Annotated in this window: 13 protein-coding genes; 7 read left to right on the forward strand and 6 right to left on the reverse strand. The window is 58.6% G+C overall.

Features of this window, described 5'->3' with window-relative positions:
* The first annotated feature begins 12 nt into the window (after positions 1 to 12).
* The 5 genes from cobN (at position 13) to AD930_RS13565 (ending at position 8,046) form a co-directional block, all read left to right on the forward strand.
* Entirely contained in the window at positions 13 to 3,549 is a 3,537-nt protein-coding gene (gene cobN / locus AD930_RS13545; RefSeq protein ID WP_061506654.1) for a cobaltochelatase subunit CobN, read from the forward strand.
* Positions 3,546 to 5,042, forward strand: a complete 1,497-nt coding sequence (locus AD930_RS13550) for a cobyrinate a,c-diamide synthase (RefSeq protein ID WP_061506655.1) — start codon at positions 3,546 to 3,548, stop codon at positions 5,040 to 5,042. The genes cobN and AD930_RS13550 overlap by 4 nt, the downstream gene beginning before the upstream one ends.
* A 111-nt stretch (positions 5,043 to 5,153) precedes the next feature.
* Complete coding sequence (locus tag AD930_RS13555) at positions 5,154 to 5,843, forward strand: histidine phosphatase family protein (protein WP_082781890.1); 690 nt, start codon at positions 5,154 to 5,156, stop codon at positions 5,841 to 5,843.
* Positions 5,840 to 6,466, forward strand: coding sequence for a cob(I)yrinic acid a,c-diamide adenosyltransferase (gene cobO, locus AD930_RS13560; RefSeq protein ID WP_043549616.1), 627 nt, complete (start codon positions 5,840 to 5,842; stop codon positions 6,464 to 6,466). Before AD930_RS13555 ends, cobO begins: the two co-directional genes overlap by 4 nt.
* Before the next feature lie 14 nt (positions 6,467 to 6,480).
* Positions 6,481 to 8,046: a cobyric acid synthase gene (locus AD930_RS13565; protein ID WP_061506656.1), complete on the forward strand. Its 1,566-nt coding sequence runs from the start codon at positions 6,481 to 6,483 to the stop codon at positions 8,044 to 8,046.
* Between the two features lie 119 nt (positions 8,047 to 8,165).
* On the opposite strand, the gene AD930_RS13570 is transcribed toward AD930_RS13565, so the two are convergent.
* On the reverse strand, positions 8,166 to 8,990 hold the full coding sequence (locus AD930_RS13570; RefSeq protein WP_208598614.1) for a mechanosensitive ion channel family protein: 825 nt from the start codon (positions 8,988 to 8,990) through the stop codon (positions 8,166 to 8,168).
* Positions 8,991 to 9,195: 205 nt separating this feature from the next.
* Between AD930_RS13570 and AD930_RS13575 the strand changes: the two genes are divergently transcribed.
* Together AD930_RS13575 and AD930_RS17495 are read left to right on the forward strand one after the other, a co-directional pair.
* Complete coding sequence (locus AD930_RS13575) at positions 9,196 to 9,702, forward strand: DUF523 domain-containing protein (RefSeq protein ID WP_156477098.1); 507 nt, start codon at positions 9,196 to 9,198, stop codon at positions 9,700 to 9,702.
* A 92-nt stretch (positions 9,703 to 9,794) separates the two neighbouring features.
* Positions 9,795 to 10,343 (forward strand): P-loop NTPase family protein, encoded by a 549-nt coding sequence (locus tag AD930_RS17495; RefSeq protein WP_082781891.1) that lies wholly within the window; start codon positions 9,795 to 9,797, stop codon positions 10,341 to 10,343.
* 732 nt (positions 10,344 to 11,075) lie between these two features.
* Here the strand turns inward: AD930_RS17495 and AD930_RS17945 are convergent.
* The 5 genes from AD930_RS17945 to AD930_RS13600 all read right to left on the reverse strand — a co-directional run bounded on the left by AD930_RS17945 (position 11,076) and on the right by AD930_RS13600 (position 15,701).
* Positions 11,076 to 11,309 carry a hypothetical protein gene (locus AD930_RS17945; RefSeq protein WP_156477100.1) on the reverse strand — a complete coding sequence of 78 codons (234 nt, stop codon included), beginning with the start codon at positions 11,307 to 11,309 and terminating at the stop codon, positions 11,076 to 11,078.
* Between the two features lie 174 nt (positions 11,310 to 11,483).
* Complete coding sequence (locus tag AD930_RS13585) at positions 11,484 to 12,116, reverse strand: hypothetical protein (protein WP_061506660.1); 633 nt, start codon at positions 12,114 to 12,116, stop codon at positions 11,484 to 11,486.
* Between the two features lie 141 nt (positions 12,117 to 12,257).
* On the reverse strand, positions 12,258 to 13,619 hold the full coding sequence (locus AD930_RS13590; protein ID WP_061506661.1) for an MFS transporter: 1,362 nt from the start codon (positions 13,617 to 13,619) through the stop codon (positions 12,258 to 12,260).
* Positions 13,620 to 13,695: 76 nt separating this feature from the next.
* Positions 13,696 to 14,289, reverse strand: coding sequence for a hypothetical protein (locus tag AD930_RS13595; RefSeq protein ID WP_156475283.1), 594 nt, complete (start codon positions 14,287 to 14,289; stop codon positions 13,696 to 13,698).
* 149 nt (positions 14,290 to 14,438) lie between these two features.
* Entirely contained in the window at positions 14,439 to 15,701 is a 1,263-nt protein-coding gene (locus AD930_RS13600; RefSeq protein WP_061506662.1) for an MFS transporter, read from the reverse strand.
* Positions 15,702 to 15,717: the final 16 nt, after the last annotated feature.

Consider the following 15,717-nt stretch of genomic DNA (forward strand, 5'->3'; position numbering starts at 1 on the left):
AGGACTGCCCTTATGCACCTTCTGGTTCGGGAAAACAGGACGCTGGATGAGCAGGACGAGGCGGAAGACCTCGGCCTGCCGCCTGCGGATCTGGTGGTCCTCTCTTTTACGGAGAGCGACCTGCTCGGCCTGCTCCACGCGCAGGAGCGGCTAAAAGCCGAACACGGGGCAGAGGGCGCACCGCCGTCTCTTCAGGTCACCAGTCTGGCGCGGTTGCGTCACCCCATGTCGGTGGATCTGTATCTGGAAACCACACTGGCACAGGCCCGCTGTGTGGTAGTGCGTCTGCTGGGTGGTCTGGATTACTGGCGCTATGGCGCGGAGGAACTGGCTGCATGGTGCCGGGAGCATAAAGTGCCGCTGGCCCTCCTGCCCGGTGAGGCCATGCGGCAGGGAACAAGCGCCCCGGCCTCCATGCAGGATGATAGCCGTCTGGCGGACCTCTCCACTGTTCCTGCGGAAATCCGTAATCGTCTAAACGGATTTTTTCAGCATGGTGGCACCCGCAATATGGTGAACGCCCTGCGGCTGATGGCCAGTATTGCCGGGCAAGGCCCGGATGACGATGCACAGCCTGAGCCCCTGCCGCAGTGGGGCCTCTATCGCACCGTGACAGGTGTTCCGGTTGTAAAAGTCACAGCAGCAGAAGAGAGTGATCGGGACACCACCTGCCTGCCGTCAGACTGTGTGCTACGCGCCACGCTGGTGTTTTACCGCGCGCATCTGATGGTGGGAGATATCGCCGCACTGGACCTGCTGGCCGAAACGCTCGCGGCGCAGGGCTGCACGGTTGAGATGCTGTTTGTCACATCGCTCAAAGATCCAGTGGTCGCCAAGGGGGTTGGAGAGGCGCTGAGGCGGTCAAAACCGGATATCCTGCTTAACGCCACGCTGTTTTCCTCCAGAAACCCGCAAGGGAACTCTCCTCTCACAGGGGCGGATGTGCCCATTCTGCAACTGCTGCAACCGGGGGCCACGCAGGCGCTGTGGGAACGCAGCCCGCGCGGTCTCTCCCGGTCGGATCTCGCCATGCAGGCGGTGCTGCCGGAACTGGATGGGTCTATTGCCACTCTCCCTATTTCCTTCCGGGCAGAAGCGCCGCCCGGTCTGCCCGCCGCCCGCGTGCCTTATCTGCCCGGCATCCGCCAGACTGCGGCCCGCGCACTGGCATGGGCACGCCTGCGGTATTTAGCGCCCGAGCAAAAGCGGGTGGGCATCATCCTGTCGGATTATCCGGGGGCAGGGCTCACGCAGGAAACCGGGCATGTGGCCCACGCAGTCGGGCTGGATGGGTTCGCCAGTCTGGCTTCCATCCTCACCCTGCTGCGGGCGGAGGGGTATCAGACGGGTGCAGCACCTCTGCCACAACCGGAACAGCTCGCGGCCTTGCTGGCACAAACCGCCCCCCGGCCTCTGTTCTGCGTCGCCACTTATCGTGCTCTCGCAGCGGGACTGGATGCGGATTTCTTGGCCTCCGTCACACAGGCATGGGGAGAGCCGGAGCAGGACCCCTGTGTGCAGGACGGCACATTTCACCTGCGGGCAACAGAGCTGGGCCATCTGACACTGGCCGTGCAACCGGACAGGGGGCGGCAGGCGGACCGCAAAGCCCTGTATCATGACCCGGACAGCCCACCCTGCCACGCCTATGTTGCGTTCTATCTCTGGTTACGCAGCGTGCAGCGGCTGGACGCACTGGTGCATCTGGGTACCCACGGCACGCTGGAATGGCTCCCCGGTAAGGCCGCCGCTCTGTCCGCCTCCTGCGCACCTGCCGTGCTGACGGGAGATCTGCCCGTCATTTATCCGTTTATCGTCAATAACCCGGGTGAGGCCGCCACGGCCAGACGGCGTCTGGGCGCTGTCACCATCGGGCATATGACGCCCCCGGTCATGCAGGCCGATCTTTCCCCAGACATGCAGGCGCTGGAACGGCTGATTGACGAATATGCCGAAGCCGACGGTCTGGACCCGCGCCGGGGCGCTCTGCTCCGCAAAGATATTCTGGAAAAAGCATCCCGCACCGGCGTCCTTTCAGAAAGCGGCGTCCGCCCTGGTGAGGACGATGAGGCCGAGGCGCTCGCCCGTCTGGACGCCTATTTGTGTGACGTGAAAGATCTGCAAATCCGGGATGGCCTGCACGTCTTTGGCCAGAACGCGCCCAAGGCTGACACGCTCGCAGAGGCCATTTTTCAGGCTTGTCGCCCTCAGAACGAGAGCGCCGGGAACGAGACGCAGCTCTCTGAAAAACAGAGCGCTTTGAAAGAAGAGATTACAAACCGCATTCGCCAGAGCGGCCCTGCGGAAGCACAGGCCCTTCTGGCGGCCCTTGCTGGCCAGTTTGTGGCACCTGGTCCTGCCGGAGCCCCCACACGCGGGCGGCTGGATGTGCTGCCCACCGGGCGCAACCTGTTCACGCTGGACCCACGCGCACTCCCCACGCCCTCCGCCATGGTTCTGGCGGAAAAAATGGAAAAGCTTTTGCTCACACGGCATTTGCAGGAACAGGGTGAACCGCTAACCCGTCTTGTCATGGATCTGTGGGGCTCAGCCAGCCTGCGCACGGGCGGTGAGGATATGGCCCTCGCCCTCCGGCTGATGGGCGTGGAGATCAAACGCGCCGAAGGCACCGGGCACGTCACCGGGTTTGAAGTTATCCCGCTGCCTTTGCTCAATCGCCCCCGGGTGGATGTGACGCTACGCATCTCCGGCCTGTTCCGGGATGCCTTTCCGGATCAGATTGCCCTGTTTGATCAGGTTGTCAGCGCCGTTGCCCACAGGCGAGAACCGCCGGAATGGAACCCTCTGGCAGCCACCGCCAAAGGTCTGGACGGCGAGGCCCGCACCCGCGCCACTGCCCGCATTTTTGGCGCGGCGTCAGGCACCTACGGCACCGGGGTGGAAGAGGCTTTGCAAACCGGCACATGGGCGGATCAGGCTGCTCTGGGCAAAGCCTGGCTGGAAGGCTCCGCATGGACCTACGGTGGCGGGCGAGACGGCGGGCAGGACGCTGACGCACTCGCCACCCTTCTGGGGCAGGCGGATGCCGTGCTGCATGTGCAGGACCACGCGGAAACGGACATGCTGGAAAGCTCGGAAAACGCCGCGCATGAAGGCGGTCTGGCCGCAGCGGCAGCAACACTCGGGGCCAGTCCGGCCCTGTGGCATGGAGATACCTCGCGCCCGGACAGGCCCCGCCTGCGCGCCACCGCGCAGGAAGTGGCGCGGATTGTCCGCGGGCGGCTGGCCAACCCCCGCTGGATTGAGGGCATGCAGCAGCACGGCTACGCAGGCGCTGCGGAACTGGCTCGTGGGCTGGATGCTCTGCATGGTTTTGCCGCCACGCTGCCCCAGCGGTTTGACCAGCAGTTTGACATGGTTTTTGCCGCCACATTGGGGAATGAGGCGTGTGATGCCTTCCTCCAGCGGGAAAACCCGGCAGCGCGAGAGGCCATGCGCGCCCGCTTTGCCGATGTCTGGCAGCGCGGCCTGTGGCACCCGCGCGGCAATAGTGTCGCGCAGGTTCTGGAAAGCGGAGAACAGGCATGAGCGTCCGCGCCATTATGGTTGCAGCCCCCCGCTCTGGCGGCGGGAAAACCACAGTCACGCTGGCTCTGCTGGCGGCCTTCCGGCGGCGCGGTATCCGGGTGGGCGCGGCCAAGACGGGGCCAGACTATATCGACCCCGCCTTCCATGCCGCCCTTACAGGTCGCCCCGGCCTCAATCTGGATAGCTGGTGCATGAACCCGGCCCTGCTGGCCGCAACACTGGAGGCCGCCCGGCAGGATGTGGACCTCGTGGTGGTGGAATCCGCCATGGGCCTGTTTGACGGGCTGGTCGCCCCCAATGGGGCACGTGGGTCACCGTCCGACATTGCCGCCCGCTTCAACATCCCCGTGCTGCTGGTGCTGGATGTGTCCGGTCAGGGCCAGACGGTGGGGGCGGTGGCCCACGGCTTTGCCACATGGCAGCCGGACGTGCAGGTGGCGGGTGTGGTGCTCAACCGTGTGGCCTCCCCGCGTCATGCCCGCCTGACGGAAGGGGCCATTGAGGCGGCAGGTCTGCCCGTGTGCGGCACACTGCTCCGCCAGCCCGGCACCCCGCTGCCAGAGCGGCATCTGGGGCTTGTGCAGGCCCGGGAGCATGACGGCCTGACCGACTGGCTGGAAGATCTGGCGGACAAAGCGGAGCGCGAACTCAACCTCGACGCCATTCTCGCCACCGCACGACCTCTGCCAGAAAACCTCCTGCCAGATATCGGACAGCGGCCCCCGGTTCAGCCAGACAGTCTTCTGCCCGATGCCCTTTTACAGGCTCCGAATAGTCAGCTTAGCCCTCTAAACTCAGCCATCTTACAAGGTTCCAGTCCGGCTCCTCTTCAGGCACTTCCCCCCGGCGCGCTCCCCCCACCGGCCCAGCGGATCGCGTTGGCGGATGATGCCGCGTTCTCCTTCCTCTACGGGCATCTGGCGTTGTTCTGGCGGCAGGCCGGGGCGGAACTGGTGCCGTTCTCGCCACTGGCGAATGAAGCGCCAGATCTATCCTGCGATGTCTGCTGGCTGCCCGGCGGCTACCCGGAACTGCATGCAGGCCGACTGGCAGCCGCAGAGCATTTCCGGCAGGGGCTGACCCGCTTTGCGCAAACGCGCCCGGTGCATGGGGAGTGCGGGGGCTTCATGGTGCTGGGTGAGGCACTGGAGGATGCACAGGGCACCCGCCACCGCATGACGGGCCTGCTGGGCCACGTCACCTCCTTTGCGCGGCGCAAGCTCAATCTGGGCTATCGGGAGGCCACGCTGCTAGCGCCGTCCGTGCTGGGGCAGACCGGCACCACCCTGCGCGGGCATGAATTCCATTACGCCACCGTGGTGGAAGCAGGGGCGGATGCACCGCTTGCGCACCTGCGGGCAGGAGACGGGACGGACCTCGGCCCATGTGGTGGGCGCAGAGGCGTTGTGTCAGGGTCATTTTTCCATGTGCTGGCTTGTGGTCATCCGGCCTCGCCCCCACATGCTGGCTGGTCTCATACCCGGTCTTCGTGAAATGCACGGAGCCGGGCGGGACGGTGCTGCGTTGAAAAGCGTGGTTTACAACAGCAGAGGTGTCAGGGCAGGGGTTATAAAGACCGGCCGCTTCTGGCTGAGGAGAGAAAAATGGCGCAGTCTTTCCCTGTTTTATTAGTGCGCCACGCACCCGTCATGGTGCCGGAGGGTGTGTGTTACGGGCGGCAGGATGTTGCCCTGCGGCCGGGGTGGGAACGGGTAACGTCCGGGCTGGCTGTGCTGGCACAGGGGGCCGTCTGCCGGGTGCTCTACAGCTCCCCAGCCGAACGCTGTCACCAGATGGCCCGTAAACTGGCCGCTTCCACAGGGATGGACTTACGAATCGACCCCCGGCTGGCAGAAATGGATTTTGGGGAATGGGAAGGCCAGCCCTGGCTGGATATTGATCGCGGCCTGCTGGACGCATGGGCCGCGGACCCGGAAGGTTTTGTGCCACCGGGCGGGGAGAGCGGTCGTGCGTTATGCCGCCGCGTTCTGGCCTTCTGGCAGGATGTGCAGCAGGCAGGCACGCCAGCCTGTGTGCTGTCCCACGGTGGCCCGCTTCGTGTGCTGAGCGCACTGGCTGCCGGCACGCCCCCCGCGTTGCTGGCCCCCTCCATGCCGCAGGGCTTTGCGCGCCTGTTTATGGTCAATGGACCTGCTGGGCTTACGCCAGAGGTCAGCGTAGATGAACCCGCTCTGTCTCCCGTGGTGCCTCTCTGGCCGCGTGATGCCCGCCGCACACCGGCTGATGTCAGCCTCACTTTTCCCAAAACTGATACAGGACAAACTCTCACATGACCTCTGCCGCGCCGTCCTCTCCGGAAAGTGAAGCCGCCCGCCATCGCGAGAAAATGCAAAAGCGCAAGGCCGTGCAGGATCAGGAAGTCGCGGGCAAGCAGATCGAAAAAGGTTTGCTCATGGTCCATACCGGGCCGGGTAAGGGGAAATCGACCGCCGCCTTCGGGCTGGCCCTGCGCACGGTAGGCTATGGCCGCCGCGTGGTGGTGGTGCAGTTTATCAAAGGGGCGTGGGATACGGGTGAGCGCCGGGCGCTGGACCGGTTTGAGGACCTTGTGGAATTCCATGCTCTGGGCGAGGGTTTTACGTGGGAAACGCAGGACCGCGCGCGGGATATTGCCGCCTGCCAGCAGGCATGGGCTGTGGCGAAAGACGCGCTCTCCCGCCCGGATGTCGCCCTTGTGGTGCTGGATGAACTCAATATCGCCCTGCGGTATGATTACCTGCCGCTTTCTGAAGTTCTGGCGGCTTTTGCGGCCCGGCCGGAGGGGCAGCATGTGATCGTGACAGGCCGCAACGCCAAACCGGAACTCATCGAGGCGGCGGATCTGGTGACGGAAATGACGTTGGTCAAACACCATTTTAAAAATGGCGTCCGTGCCCAGCAGGGAGTGGAGTTTTGAGCGCACGCGTTCTCATGGTGCAGGGAACAGGCTCAAGCGTTGGAAAATCAACTCTGGTGGCAGGTCTGGCGCGGGCGTTTACCCGGCGTGGCCTGAGGGTGCGGCCCTTCAAACCGCAAAACATGTCCAATAATGCCGCTGTTACCGCTGAGGGCGGGGAAATAGGCCGCGCACAGGCGTTGCAGGCGCGGGCCTGTGGTGTGCGCCCCACGGTGGACATGAACCCGGTCCTGCTCAAACCCCAGGGCGAGACAGGGGCGCAACTGGTGGTGCGCGGGCAGGTGCGCAATAGCCTTGGCGCGCGGGATTATCAGAAACGTAAAGACACCCTTCTTCCTGTTGTGGTCGAAAGTTTTCAGCGCCTTGCTGAACAGGCAGATATTGTTCTGGTAGAGGGCGCTGGCTCCGCATCGGAAATCAACTTACGCGCCCGCGATATTGCCAATATGGGCTTTGCAGAAGCTGTTAACGCCCCGGTTGTTCTGGTGGGTGATATTGATCGCGGCGGCGTTATCGCCAGTCTGGTGGGCACACAGGTTGTGCTGCCACCGCAGGACGCAGCGCGCATCAAAGGCTTCATCGTCAACAGAATGCGCGGCGATATCTCATTGTTTTATGATGGTATGGATTTCATCGCCCAGCGCACCGGCTGGACAGCCCTCGGCCTTGTGCCGGACCTCCCCGCTGTCCGCACCCTGCCTGCGGAAGATGCCGCCGATTTGCTCACCAATCTGACAGCCCGCCGCACCACGCCCCCTGTGTACATCTCTGTGCATAACGGGGATGATAACGCGCAGCACCCCTTGCGCATCGCCATCCCACTTCTGCCACTTATTGCGAATTTTGATGATCTGGACCCGCTCTGTGCAGAACCGGGCGTAGAAATTCTCCTCGTGCAGCGGGGGCAACGCCTGCCGGAGTGTGACCTTGTTTTGCTCCCCGGTTCCAAAGGCACCTTGGCGGACCTTGCGACTTTCCGGGCGGAAGGCTGGGCGGACGATCTCACCGCCCATCTGACCCGAGGCGGCCATGTCATGGGCCTGTGCGGTGGCTATCAGATGCTGGGCCAGACTGTAGCAGACCCGCTCGGCACAGAAGGCCTATCCGGCGCAGCCCCCGGCCTCGGCCTGCTGGCGGTGGAAACGGTGCTGAATGACGATAAACATCTGGAAGACACATCAGGCACCGTTGCAGGCACAGAAGCCCAAGTATCCGGTTATGAAATGCACATTGGCCGCACCACCGGCCCCGACCGCGCGCGCCCGTTACTGGTTTTGAACGGCGCAGGGGAGGGGGCCATCTCCGCCAGCGGGCAGGTTTACGGTACGTATCTGCACGGCGTGTTCGGCCACCGCGCGGCCCGCATGGCCTTGCTGGCCCGTGCAGGGGGTGCTGCGTTCCAGCCCGGGGGCGTCTGGTATGAAGCCAGCCTGCCGGAGCATCACGATACCATCGTGGAACAGGCGCTCGACAGGCTGGCGGACCATCTGGAAGCCCATGTTGACCTGGATGCCCTTCTGGCCCTCGCAACTGTGCCAGACTACAAAACGCTCACGCCCAAAGAGAGCTGTCTTTCCTAAGCGTTTACGCCATAAAAAACGCGGCCTTCTCTGTAAAAAATAAGACCGCGCTCAAAACGCTAACCAATAACAGGCCTGTTTGCCGATATGTGGCGCTCAGGCCTGTCTGTATCCGGCGTTCAGTTAGCCGGAGCCGCGCGGGTGGTGGTGCCCAGACGATAGCCGTTCTGTTTGAGAACCTGAATGGCCGTTTCAGAATATTTACCCGTCAGCGGTGTGACGTTACCCGGCGCACACCAGAAGCTGAGTGTCACCGCAATATTAGCAGGCTGGGGCAGGAAACCGACGGACGGACCGGGGTTTTTTAGAACCAGCTCATCATTTGCCACAGCGCCGAGCAGCAGGGCGCGGGCTTTGTCGATATCGTCGTTATAGTCAATCAGCAGCGTGACAGAGGCCTGAAGTCTGTCAGACTGAGAACTGTTGACCACAATGTTGTTGGAAAGCGTGCCATTAGGCACATAAATCAGATCGTTTTTGGTATCCCGCAGAACCGTGCGGAACATTTCGATAGATTCCACGGTGCCTGCGCTGCCACCGGCTACAATGGAATCCCCCACCTTAAAGGGGCGGAACAGCAGGATCAGCACGCCACCGGCAAAGTTCGCAAGGCTACCCTGCAACGCCATGCCCACGGCCAGACCAGCCGCACCCAGAACCGCGACGAACGATGTTGTGGCAATCCCCACCATGGAGGCCACGCTGATCAGCAGCAGAGCCTTCATCAGCAGGCCAGCAACGCTCAGCAGAAAGCCCTGCAACGTCGGTTCAATATGGCTTGCCGCCATCATCCGGCCCATGGCGCGGATGACCATGTTAATAATCTTCCAGCCAACCAGAAGCACAATAAGAGCCAGAATAACCTGACCGGTGTAGCCTAATACTGTCGGCAGCCAGGCGCTAAGCTGGCTCCATAATGAATTGACCTGATGTTCCATAACCATCCCTGAAGTGTCTGTTTATCACGCGTACGCATCCGCGCACTTACCCCTTTAGTCCAGGGTATTCTGGGCAATTTCAAGACCATGGGGGGAATTGTGACCGCGCGGACTGCAACAAAAGGGACAAAAAGCGCATGAAACAGGGTAACACCGCATCCGTTTCTGCCCTAAAACAAAGGGCATCCGCAGCACGCAGGAAGGACGGCCCGTGACACTCCCGAAAATTCTGATAAGCGCCTGCCTGCTTGGTCGTCCTGTCCGTTATAACGGCTCTGCAAAGCCCGTTTTGCACCCGGCTTTGCGCGCATGGCAGAAGGCGGGGCAACTTGTCATCATCTGCCCGGAAGTCGCCGCAGGCTTCAGCACGCCACGCCCGCCTGCTGAAATCACCCAGGGTCAGTCCGGCCCCGACGTGCTGGCCAGCACCGCCCGCGTGCAGGATACAACCGGAGCGGATGTGACAGACCAGTTCATCACCGGTGCCAAAATCGCACTGGCTTTAGCGCAGGAACAAAACTGCAAATTTGCCATCCTGACCGACGCCAGCCCCTCCTGCGGCAGCACCCACATCTATGACGGCGCATTCCAAGGCCAAAAACACCCCGGCACCGGCGTCACCACAGCCCTCCTCCGCGCCCACGGCATGCAGGTGTTTGCGGAGACGGAGATTGATGGGCTTGTGGCGTGTTTATCAAAAGGCCGTATCAAAAATTAGCTTTTAGCTCATTTTTTCTGACAGTTTTCGCTTTCAATGTTGCCGTTCCGGAGAGTTTGCTGTTTCCTCAAGGTAGACATAGAATTGCAATCATGACGCTTGATGATCTTGGACCACGCATTTGCATTATGGGACCGTCCAACAGTGGGAAGTCCACGCTGGCGGACGCGATATCACGGGCGCGCGGCCTAAGAACCGTACATCTCGACCAATTGAGCCACCTTCCTCACACCGACTGGCTCTCCAGAAGCTCAGAAGAGTTCAAGGCGCTTCATGACGCGGAACTTGTAGGTTCAAGTTGGGTCATTGAAGGTAATTATTCTGCTCTGCTCCCACAACGGTTGGAACGAGCAACTGGATTTATCCTGCTCGATGTTCCCACCCCTGTCAGCCTTTATCGCTATCTACGGCGCTGTTGGGTCAAGGGGGTTCGACTGGGCGCGCTAGAGGGTAGCCGCGACAGCGTGAAATGGAGCATGATCCGTCACATCATCGGAGCCACCAGATCCAATCGCGCCCGCTACAAACGTATGTTTGGCGATATCAGTTTACCAAAAGTGGGACTCACTTCTACTAAAGCACTGGCCGATTTTTACCGAGTTAACGGTTTGAAGCGCTCGTGTCCCTACCGTCATTATTAAAGCGTCTAATGCAGCAAACCGATTGAAAGCAGAAACATAATTTGTTCTGGGTTTGCCCGAAACTTACTTTGTAAATAACCTTAACTGTGCCGTCTGTCCTAATTTCAATGACGAGTAGACAGACCGCTCTCGCCCTCTTCTCAAACATATTTTCTTCGAAACGGGCTTCTACATAGCGGATGCAATTCGGCTAAATCTGAGAGCAGGATTACCGAAGCGCAGGAAACTTAGGTCGGACCGCCAATCAATTTGCATTTCTAAACAGGCTCGTAGCAGCTAGATTTCTTTAAGTCGTATCTCCTAAGACCCAAGGATCGCACAATGAGAGAAAACTATCCTATTTATTTAAATTTACTAGCGTGCACTCTAATATTGATCTGGACGACTTATAATTTCATATCATTTTTTTTGGATAATATTTACTTAAATTCAGAACAAATAAGTAATTATTCAAACACGACAGCGATAATGATTGGCCTATACACCGGATTTTACTGCATAAATTACTTCACACTGGAGAGATATAATATAAAAATAAACACAACATCACTTCTTACCATATCAACTTTAATGTTTTCATCCGCGAGCTTTTCTCAGAATATAACAACAAAACAAAGCATTATGGGGTTTATTTTCATTGCTATGGGGAATGCATTTATAATTATTATTTTTGTTTATTTGATAAAATTAATCTTCGAAGATTGATAGATAAAAGATGATTGTCAGCTTCAATCAATAATCATCAGGCCCGAAGTGGAAGCAGAGTTGACCGGCAGTATTCGCCCTCATGTAAGATATTTGAGACATCGAACTAAGCACTGAAAAGCGGGCATTACTTTCCCGATGAACGGTTAACATTTCTTGTGGCTTATATTGCCTGATATTCTGTCTTCCAGATTCTTTAAAGAGAACGAAATCTCCTTCGTCTGCGCGTTGCGTGACATTAAAACGCATGAATGAAGACACGCTGACTGGGTCCTTCTCAAGACGTTGTCCGGAACATGAATGATTTTATCAACCATGTTTTAGAAAACTTTATTTTTTGGAAGGGAGAACATATGTCTGGGATTAAGTTCGGTCTAGTTGCATCTATCTCCAAAGGCTTGAGGCAAGATCATCATTATGATGCCCGCTTCGTTTTTAGAATATCCGATACACCTCGTAGCGCAATTTAAATACACCCTCGGTAAGCATAGAAATTCCTGGTATTTCCTGTGTAATACTCCACTGATTTTCAAGGGTTGATGCATTTACGGCGGTACCTCCGACATCAAGGATAATACCAATATCAGCAATTACGTAATCAGCGCCCGCAGGCACTAAATCTGGATTGAAATTATCCCATCGAAATTCTCTCAAGGGAAGTTTTTGAATTTCAGGTGGCATAGCATCGCGTAAGAAGCCTGCCGCCGGGTCATATCCTGAATAAAGAGGCTGAAATTCGTAAACACTGACCGCTGTGCGAAGACCCCATATACTACGAATTTCTCCGAACGCTGGTAGAACGTCTATTTCATGGATAGTGTTTTTAAGGGATTCTTCTTCGCAAAATGGCCCGTTAATAATCCGCGGATGTTTGATGTCGCCCCAAAATTCTTCACGAGGATGTAGTATCTCTGTCTCATCCGGCATGAAGCCAACGACTGTGCCGTTGCTACAATGAATATCAAGAAACACTTCGCTGAGTACGCGGATATGAGAGACGTTCTGCCCTCTCAAAGAATTAATAAGATTAAGGTCAAATTCAGAGAATGATATAGTTCTGAGCAGCATTATTTAACTCTTTTCTTTTGATTTTCACTATATCTAGAATTTTTCTTCGTGGCTATACTCATCCTCGTTTGAGGAAACCGTCCGCTTTCGGGCTTCTCAAACCTTTAAGCGGACATTCGGCTTCCCCTACATTCCAGCCTCCTACCGCCCCACCTCACTCCGCACCACCCGCCGGGAAACACTCAGCACAGCGCCAAGCAGGGCAAAGGCGGTGGCCAGTTCAAGGCAATGCACAGCGCCGCCGCTGCCTTGGGATAGGCCGAAGACGAGGGCGACAAGTGCGGAGCCCAGCGCCCAGCCCAGTGTGCGGGCCACGGCCATCATGCCACTGGCCGCCCCGCTGCGGGTGGCGGGGCCAGAGGTCATGACGGTCAGGTTATTGGGCGTTTGGTAAAACCCGAACCCAATGCCGCACAGCGCCATGCGCCAGCCCACGTCCCAAAAGGCCGGTTGTGCAGGCATCAGGCTGAGTGCGGCCAGTCCAGTCGCCAAAATTGCCAGGCCAACACTGCTTAAAACCGATGCCGGGTGCCGCGTTGCCAGTCGGCCCGCAAAAGGGGCCGCCACGGCGACCAGTACCGGCCATGGCGTCACCAGCAGGCCGGTTGTTACGGCAGACAGATGCATAACCGTCTGGAACAAAAACGGCAGTGCGACATAGGCCAGAATTTGCGCGGTATAGGCGCAGATGGAAGTCAGGATTGAAAGCGAGAACAGCGGAATAGCCAGCAGATCCAGCGGCAGCATGGGCGTCTTCAGCTTTTTCTGCTGCCTGTAAAGCAGAAGCGTGCAGAGGATACCGGCCCCGATTTCAAGCACTCCCAGCTCAGTTTCCTTCTGTCCCAGCGCATCAACGCCCAGAATCCCCAGCCCCAGAGCGCCCACGTTCAACAGCGCGCCCGCCCCGTCGAACGAGAGCGGGGCGCGCGGGCTGGAGGGAGCCACGCGCAGGAAAAGCACAACCGCCATCACGCCAATCGGCACGTTAATCAGGAACAACCAGGGCCACGCGGCAACCGCCAGAACCGCTGCGGCCAGTGTCGGCCCAATGGCTGCGGAAATGGCAACCGCCAGTGCAATAATGGCAAACGCCTGATGCAGCATGGCGCGGGGGTAAACACTGCGCACCAGCGCGCCGCTGAGGGCTGCCATACACGCCGCCCCCAGCCCCTGCACAACACGCGCGCCAATAAGAGCGCCGAGTGAGCCGGACAGCGCGCAGGCGAGGGAGGCTGCGGTAAACAGCGCCATCCCAAACCCGTAAACCCGTTTAAGCCCCAGAGAGTCCGCCAAAGCCGCAGCCGGCAGCAGACTGACCGCAACCGCCAGATGATAGACATTGACGACCCAGACCGTCAGCGTCTCGCTACACTGGAGGTCAGGGGCAATGGTGGGAAGCGCGATATTGGCAATCGCCCCATCCAGTCCTGCCAGAACAATGCCAAGCACGGCACAAAGCATGACCAGACGGCGCTGCGTATCGGAAACAGGCGGAGTGGTCATAAAGGGTTCCAGTGTCCTGAGTGTAAAAAGGCTGCCTTAATGTCTTGCAGAGAAAATATCAAAACTCCGTCACGTTTTAGCTCAACGTCTCAAAGTGCCTCAGTATCCAGGAAACCTCATACACAAGTCCAAGACTGACAAACGCCATATGAAAACGACGATTGGCGGACACAATGGCAACGCCACACAGCACAAGATAGACCGGAACCCGGAACCAGTATTCAGCCGAGAACAGGGCGTAATGCGCCGAGCCTTTGAGCAGGGTATCAATCAGGTCAAAGACCACACTCAGAGCAAAAAATGAGAAAAACCACTTCCTTCTGGAAATAAAGAAGTCCTCATATCCCGTGTAATCACTGATTGAATCCGGGAACAAAAACGCGCTGAGAAAAAACAGAATAATCGCGTAAATAATGAGGAACAGATAGATCTCAAATGTCCAGCGGTGCAGCGTAACCAGCCAGAACTCCCACCACCAGAAATGCATGAGCATGAGCAGCAGTGTCAGCACCCAGCCGATATGAACCGGATAGACCCGCGTTTGTCCGGGATGCTGAATAATGCGCACCAGACCATTAAGCAGGCGCGCCACACTCAAACCCACCACCATTCCCATGATGATGCGGACATGCTGAAAAATTTCCGGGGAGGGTAAAGGCGGTTGGGGCAAGGCGGCTGTCCTTCTGATGGGACGCTTGATATGACCCGGAATGGTCATCAGGCTCAGCAGTCTTGTCAATAAACATCGTCCGACACGCACAAAAAAAGCGCGAACCCTGCAAGGTCCGCGCTCCTTTTAAAACCCAACTGGCAGAAGGTTTATTTCTGCACAGCCCAGCCCGTTTCACGCAGGCGGAAGGCCAGCAGGATGGCAACCACAATACCAATCACCAGCGGCAGGAAGGCCCGGTGGAAGACTTCCATGGAATCACCACCGCCACCCATCAGCGCGGACACCATGGGGGAGAGAATGCCCGTCGTGCCAAACACGAGGAAGTTCATCACACCAGCCGCCGTGCCTTTAACTTCCGGCGGGTTCACTTCCTTCATGGAAGAGAACGGGATCATCGCCGCACCGGAGGCAATGCCCATAACCAGCGCCACAGAGTAACGTGGCATCACGCCAACCGGCACATACAGCGCGCACAGGGCGGCAGCCAGCAGCACCAGTGCGCCACCAATCAGCACCGGTTTACGGCGGCCAATCTTGTCAGAAATCCAGCCCAGCAGCGGGCAGCCAATCACCCAGCCAATCGGCACCATGGAGATGTCGGAGGCTGCAAAGGCCATGGAGACATGCTCGCCCTTGTTGAGCATGGACGCCCCCCAGCCCAGCGCACCAATGGTTGTGGGCACAAACAGCAGGCCGCCAATAATCCCGGCATACCAGCTCTGGGGATTCCCGAAGATGGTTTTGAACGGCTTAAGCAGGTTTTCAGCAGACAGGTGGCCGTGGTGGTCCGTGCTGTCCCCGGAATCCCGCGGCATGACAAGCCATGTCGCAATGGCCAGACAGACGCCAATCACCCCAAAGCCCAGCCACACTTTCTGCCAGGGCAGGTGGAAGGAGCCTGCTGGGTCAATCAGAATACGGGTGGGTTTGGAGCCAAACGCAGCCCCGGCCATACCAAGGCACTGCGTCAGCCCCACAAACAGGGCCAGCGTGCGCGCAGGCAGATACCGTGCTGCCACGTAGGAGGAGCCAACAAAGGCGCAAATGGCCCCCAGCGCCTGAATGACGTACCCGCCAATCCCGGCCGGCATGCTGCCCTGTGCAAAAATCAGGCAGCCAACACTTGTTATGGCAATCCCCACCGGCATGGTGGCATGTGCGCCATAACGGTCCAGCAGCACGCCCACGGCCAGAGCGGCCAGTGCATAAACAATGTAGTAAGAGGCAATCATCAGGCCGAGGTGGCTGTTGCCCCAGGCCTGCGTCAGCTCATCCTGCATAATGCCGGGGGCAGAGCGGATGGCATACTGATAGAAATAGAACAGGGCGCAAAGAAACCACGCCAGCACATAAAGCGGTTGTATTTTTTGCGGCTGCGGGGCGGCGCTGGGTGTGTTGGAAGCCGACATTAACAGGTGCTTTTCA

The sequence above is a fragment of the Acetobacter malorum genome, assembly GCF_001580615.1.
Classification (GTDB): Bacteria; Pseudomonadota; Alphaproteobacteria; order Acetobacterales; family Acetobacteraceae; genus Acetobacter; species Acetobacter malorum.

What these genes read in the sequence shown, in the direction of transcription:
- cobN (WP_061506654.1), top strand. Translation starts at nt 13, where the DNA reads ATGCACCTTCTGGTTCGGGAAAACAGGACGCTGGATGAGCAGGACGAG.
- AD930_RS13550 (WP_061506655.1), top strand. Translation starts at nt 3,546, where the DNA reads ATGAGCGTCCGCGCCATTATGGTTGCAGCCCCCCGCTCTGGCGGCGGG.
- AD930_RS13555 (WP_082781890.1), top strand. Translation starts at nt 5,154, where the DNA reads ATGGCGCAGTCTTTCCCTGTTTTATTAGTGCGCCACGCACCCGTCATG.
- cobO (WP_043549616.1), top strand. Translation starts at nt 5,840, where the DNA reads ATGACCTCTGCCGCGCCGTCCTCTCCGGAAAGTGAAGCCGCCCGCCAT.
- AD930_RS13565 (WP_061506656.1), top strand. Translation starts at nt 6,481, where the DNA reads ATGGTGCAGGGAACAGGCTCAAGCGTTGGAAAATCAACTCTGGTGGCA.
- AD930_RS13570 (WP_208598614.1), bottom strand. Translation starts at nt 8,990, where the DNA reads ATGGTTATGGAACATCAGGTCAATTCATTATGGAGCCAGCTTAGCGCC.
- AD930_RS17495 (WP_082781891.1), top strand. Translation starts at nt 9,795, where the DNA reads ATGACGCTTGATGATCTTGGACCACGCATTTGCATTATGGGACCGTCC.
- AD930_RS13585 (WP_061506660.1), bottom strand. Translation starts at nt 12,116, where the DNA reads ATGCTGCTCAGAACTATATCATTCTCTGAATTTGACCTTAATCTTATT.
- AD930_RS13590 (WP_061506661.1), bottom strand. Translation starts at nt 13,619, where the DNA reads ATGACCACTCCGCCTGTTTCCGATACGCAGCGCCGTCTGGTCATGCTT.
- AD930_RS13600 (WP_061506662.1), bottom strand. Translation starts at nt 15,701, where the DNA reads ATGTCGGCTTCCAACACACCCAGCGCCGCCCCGCAGCCGCAAAAAATA.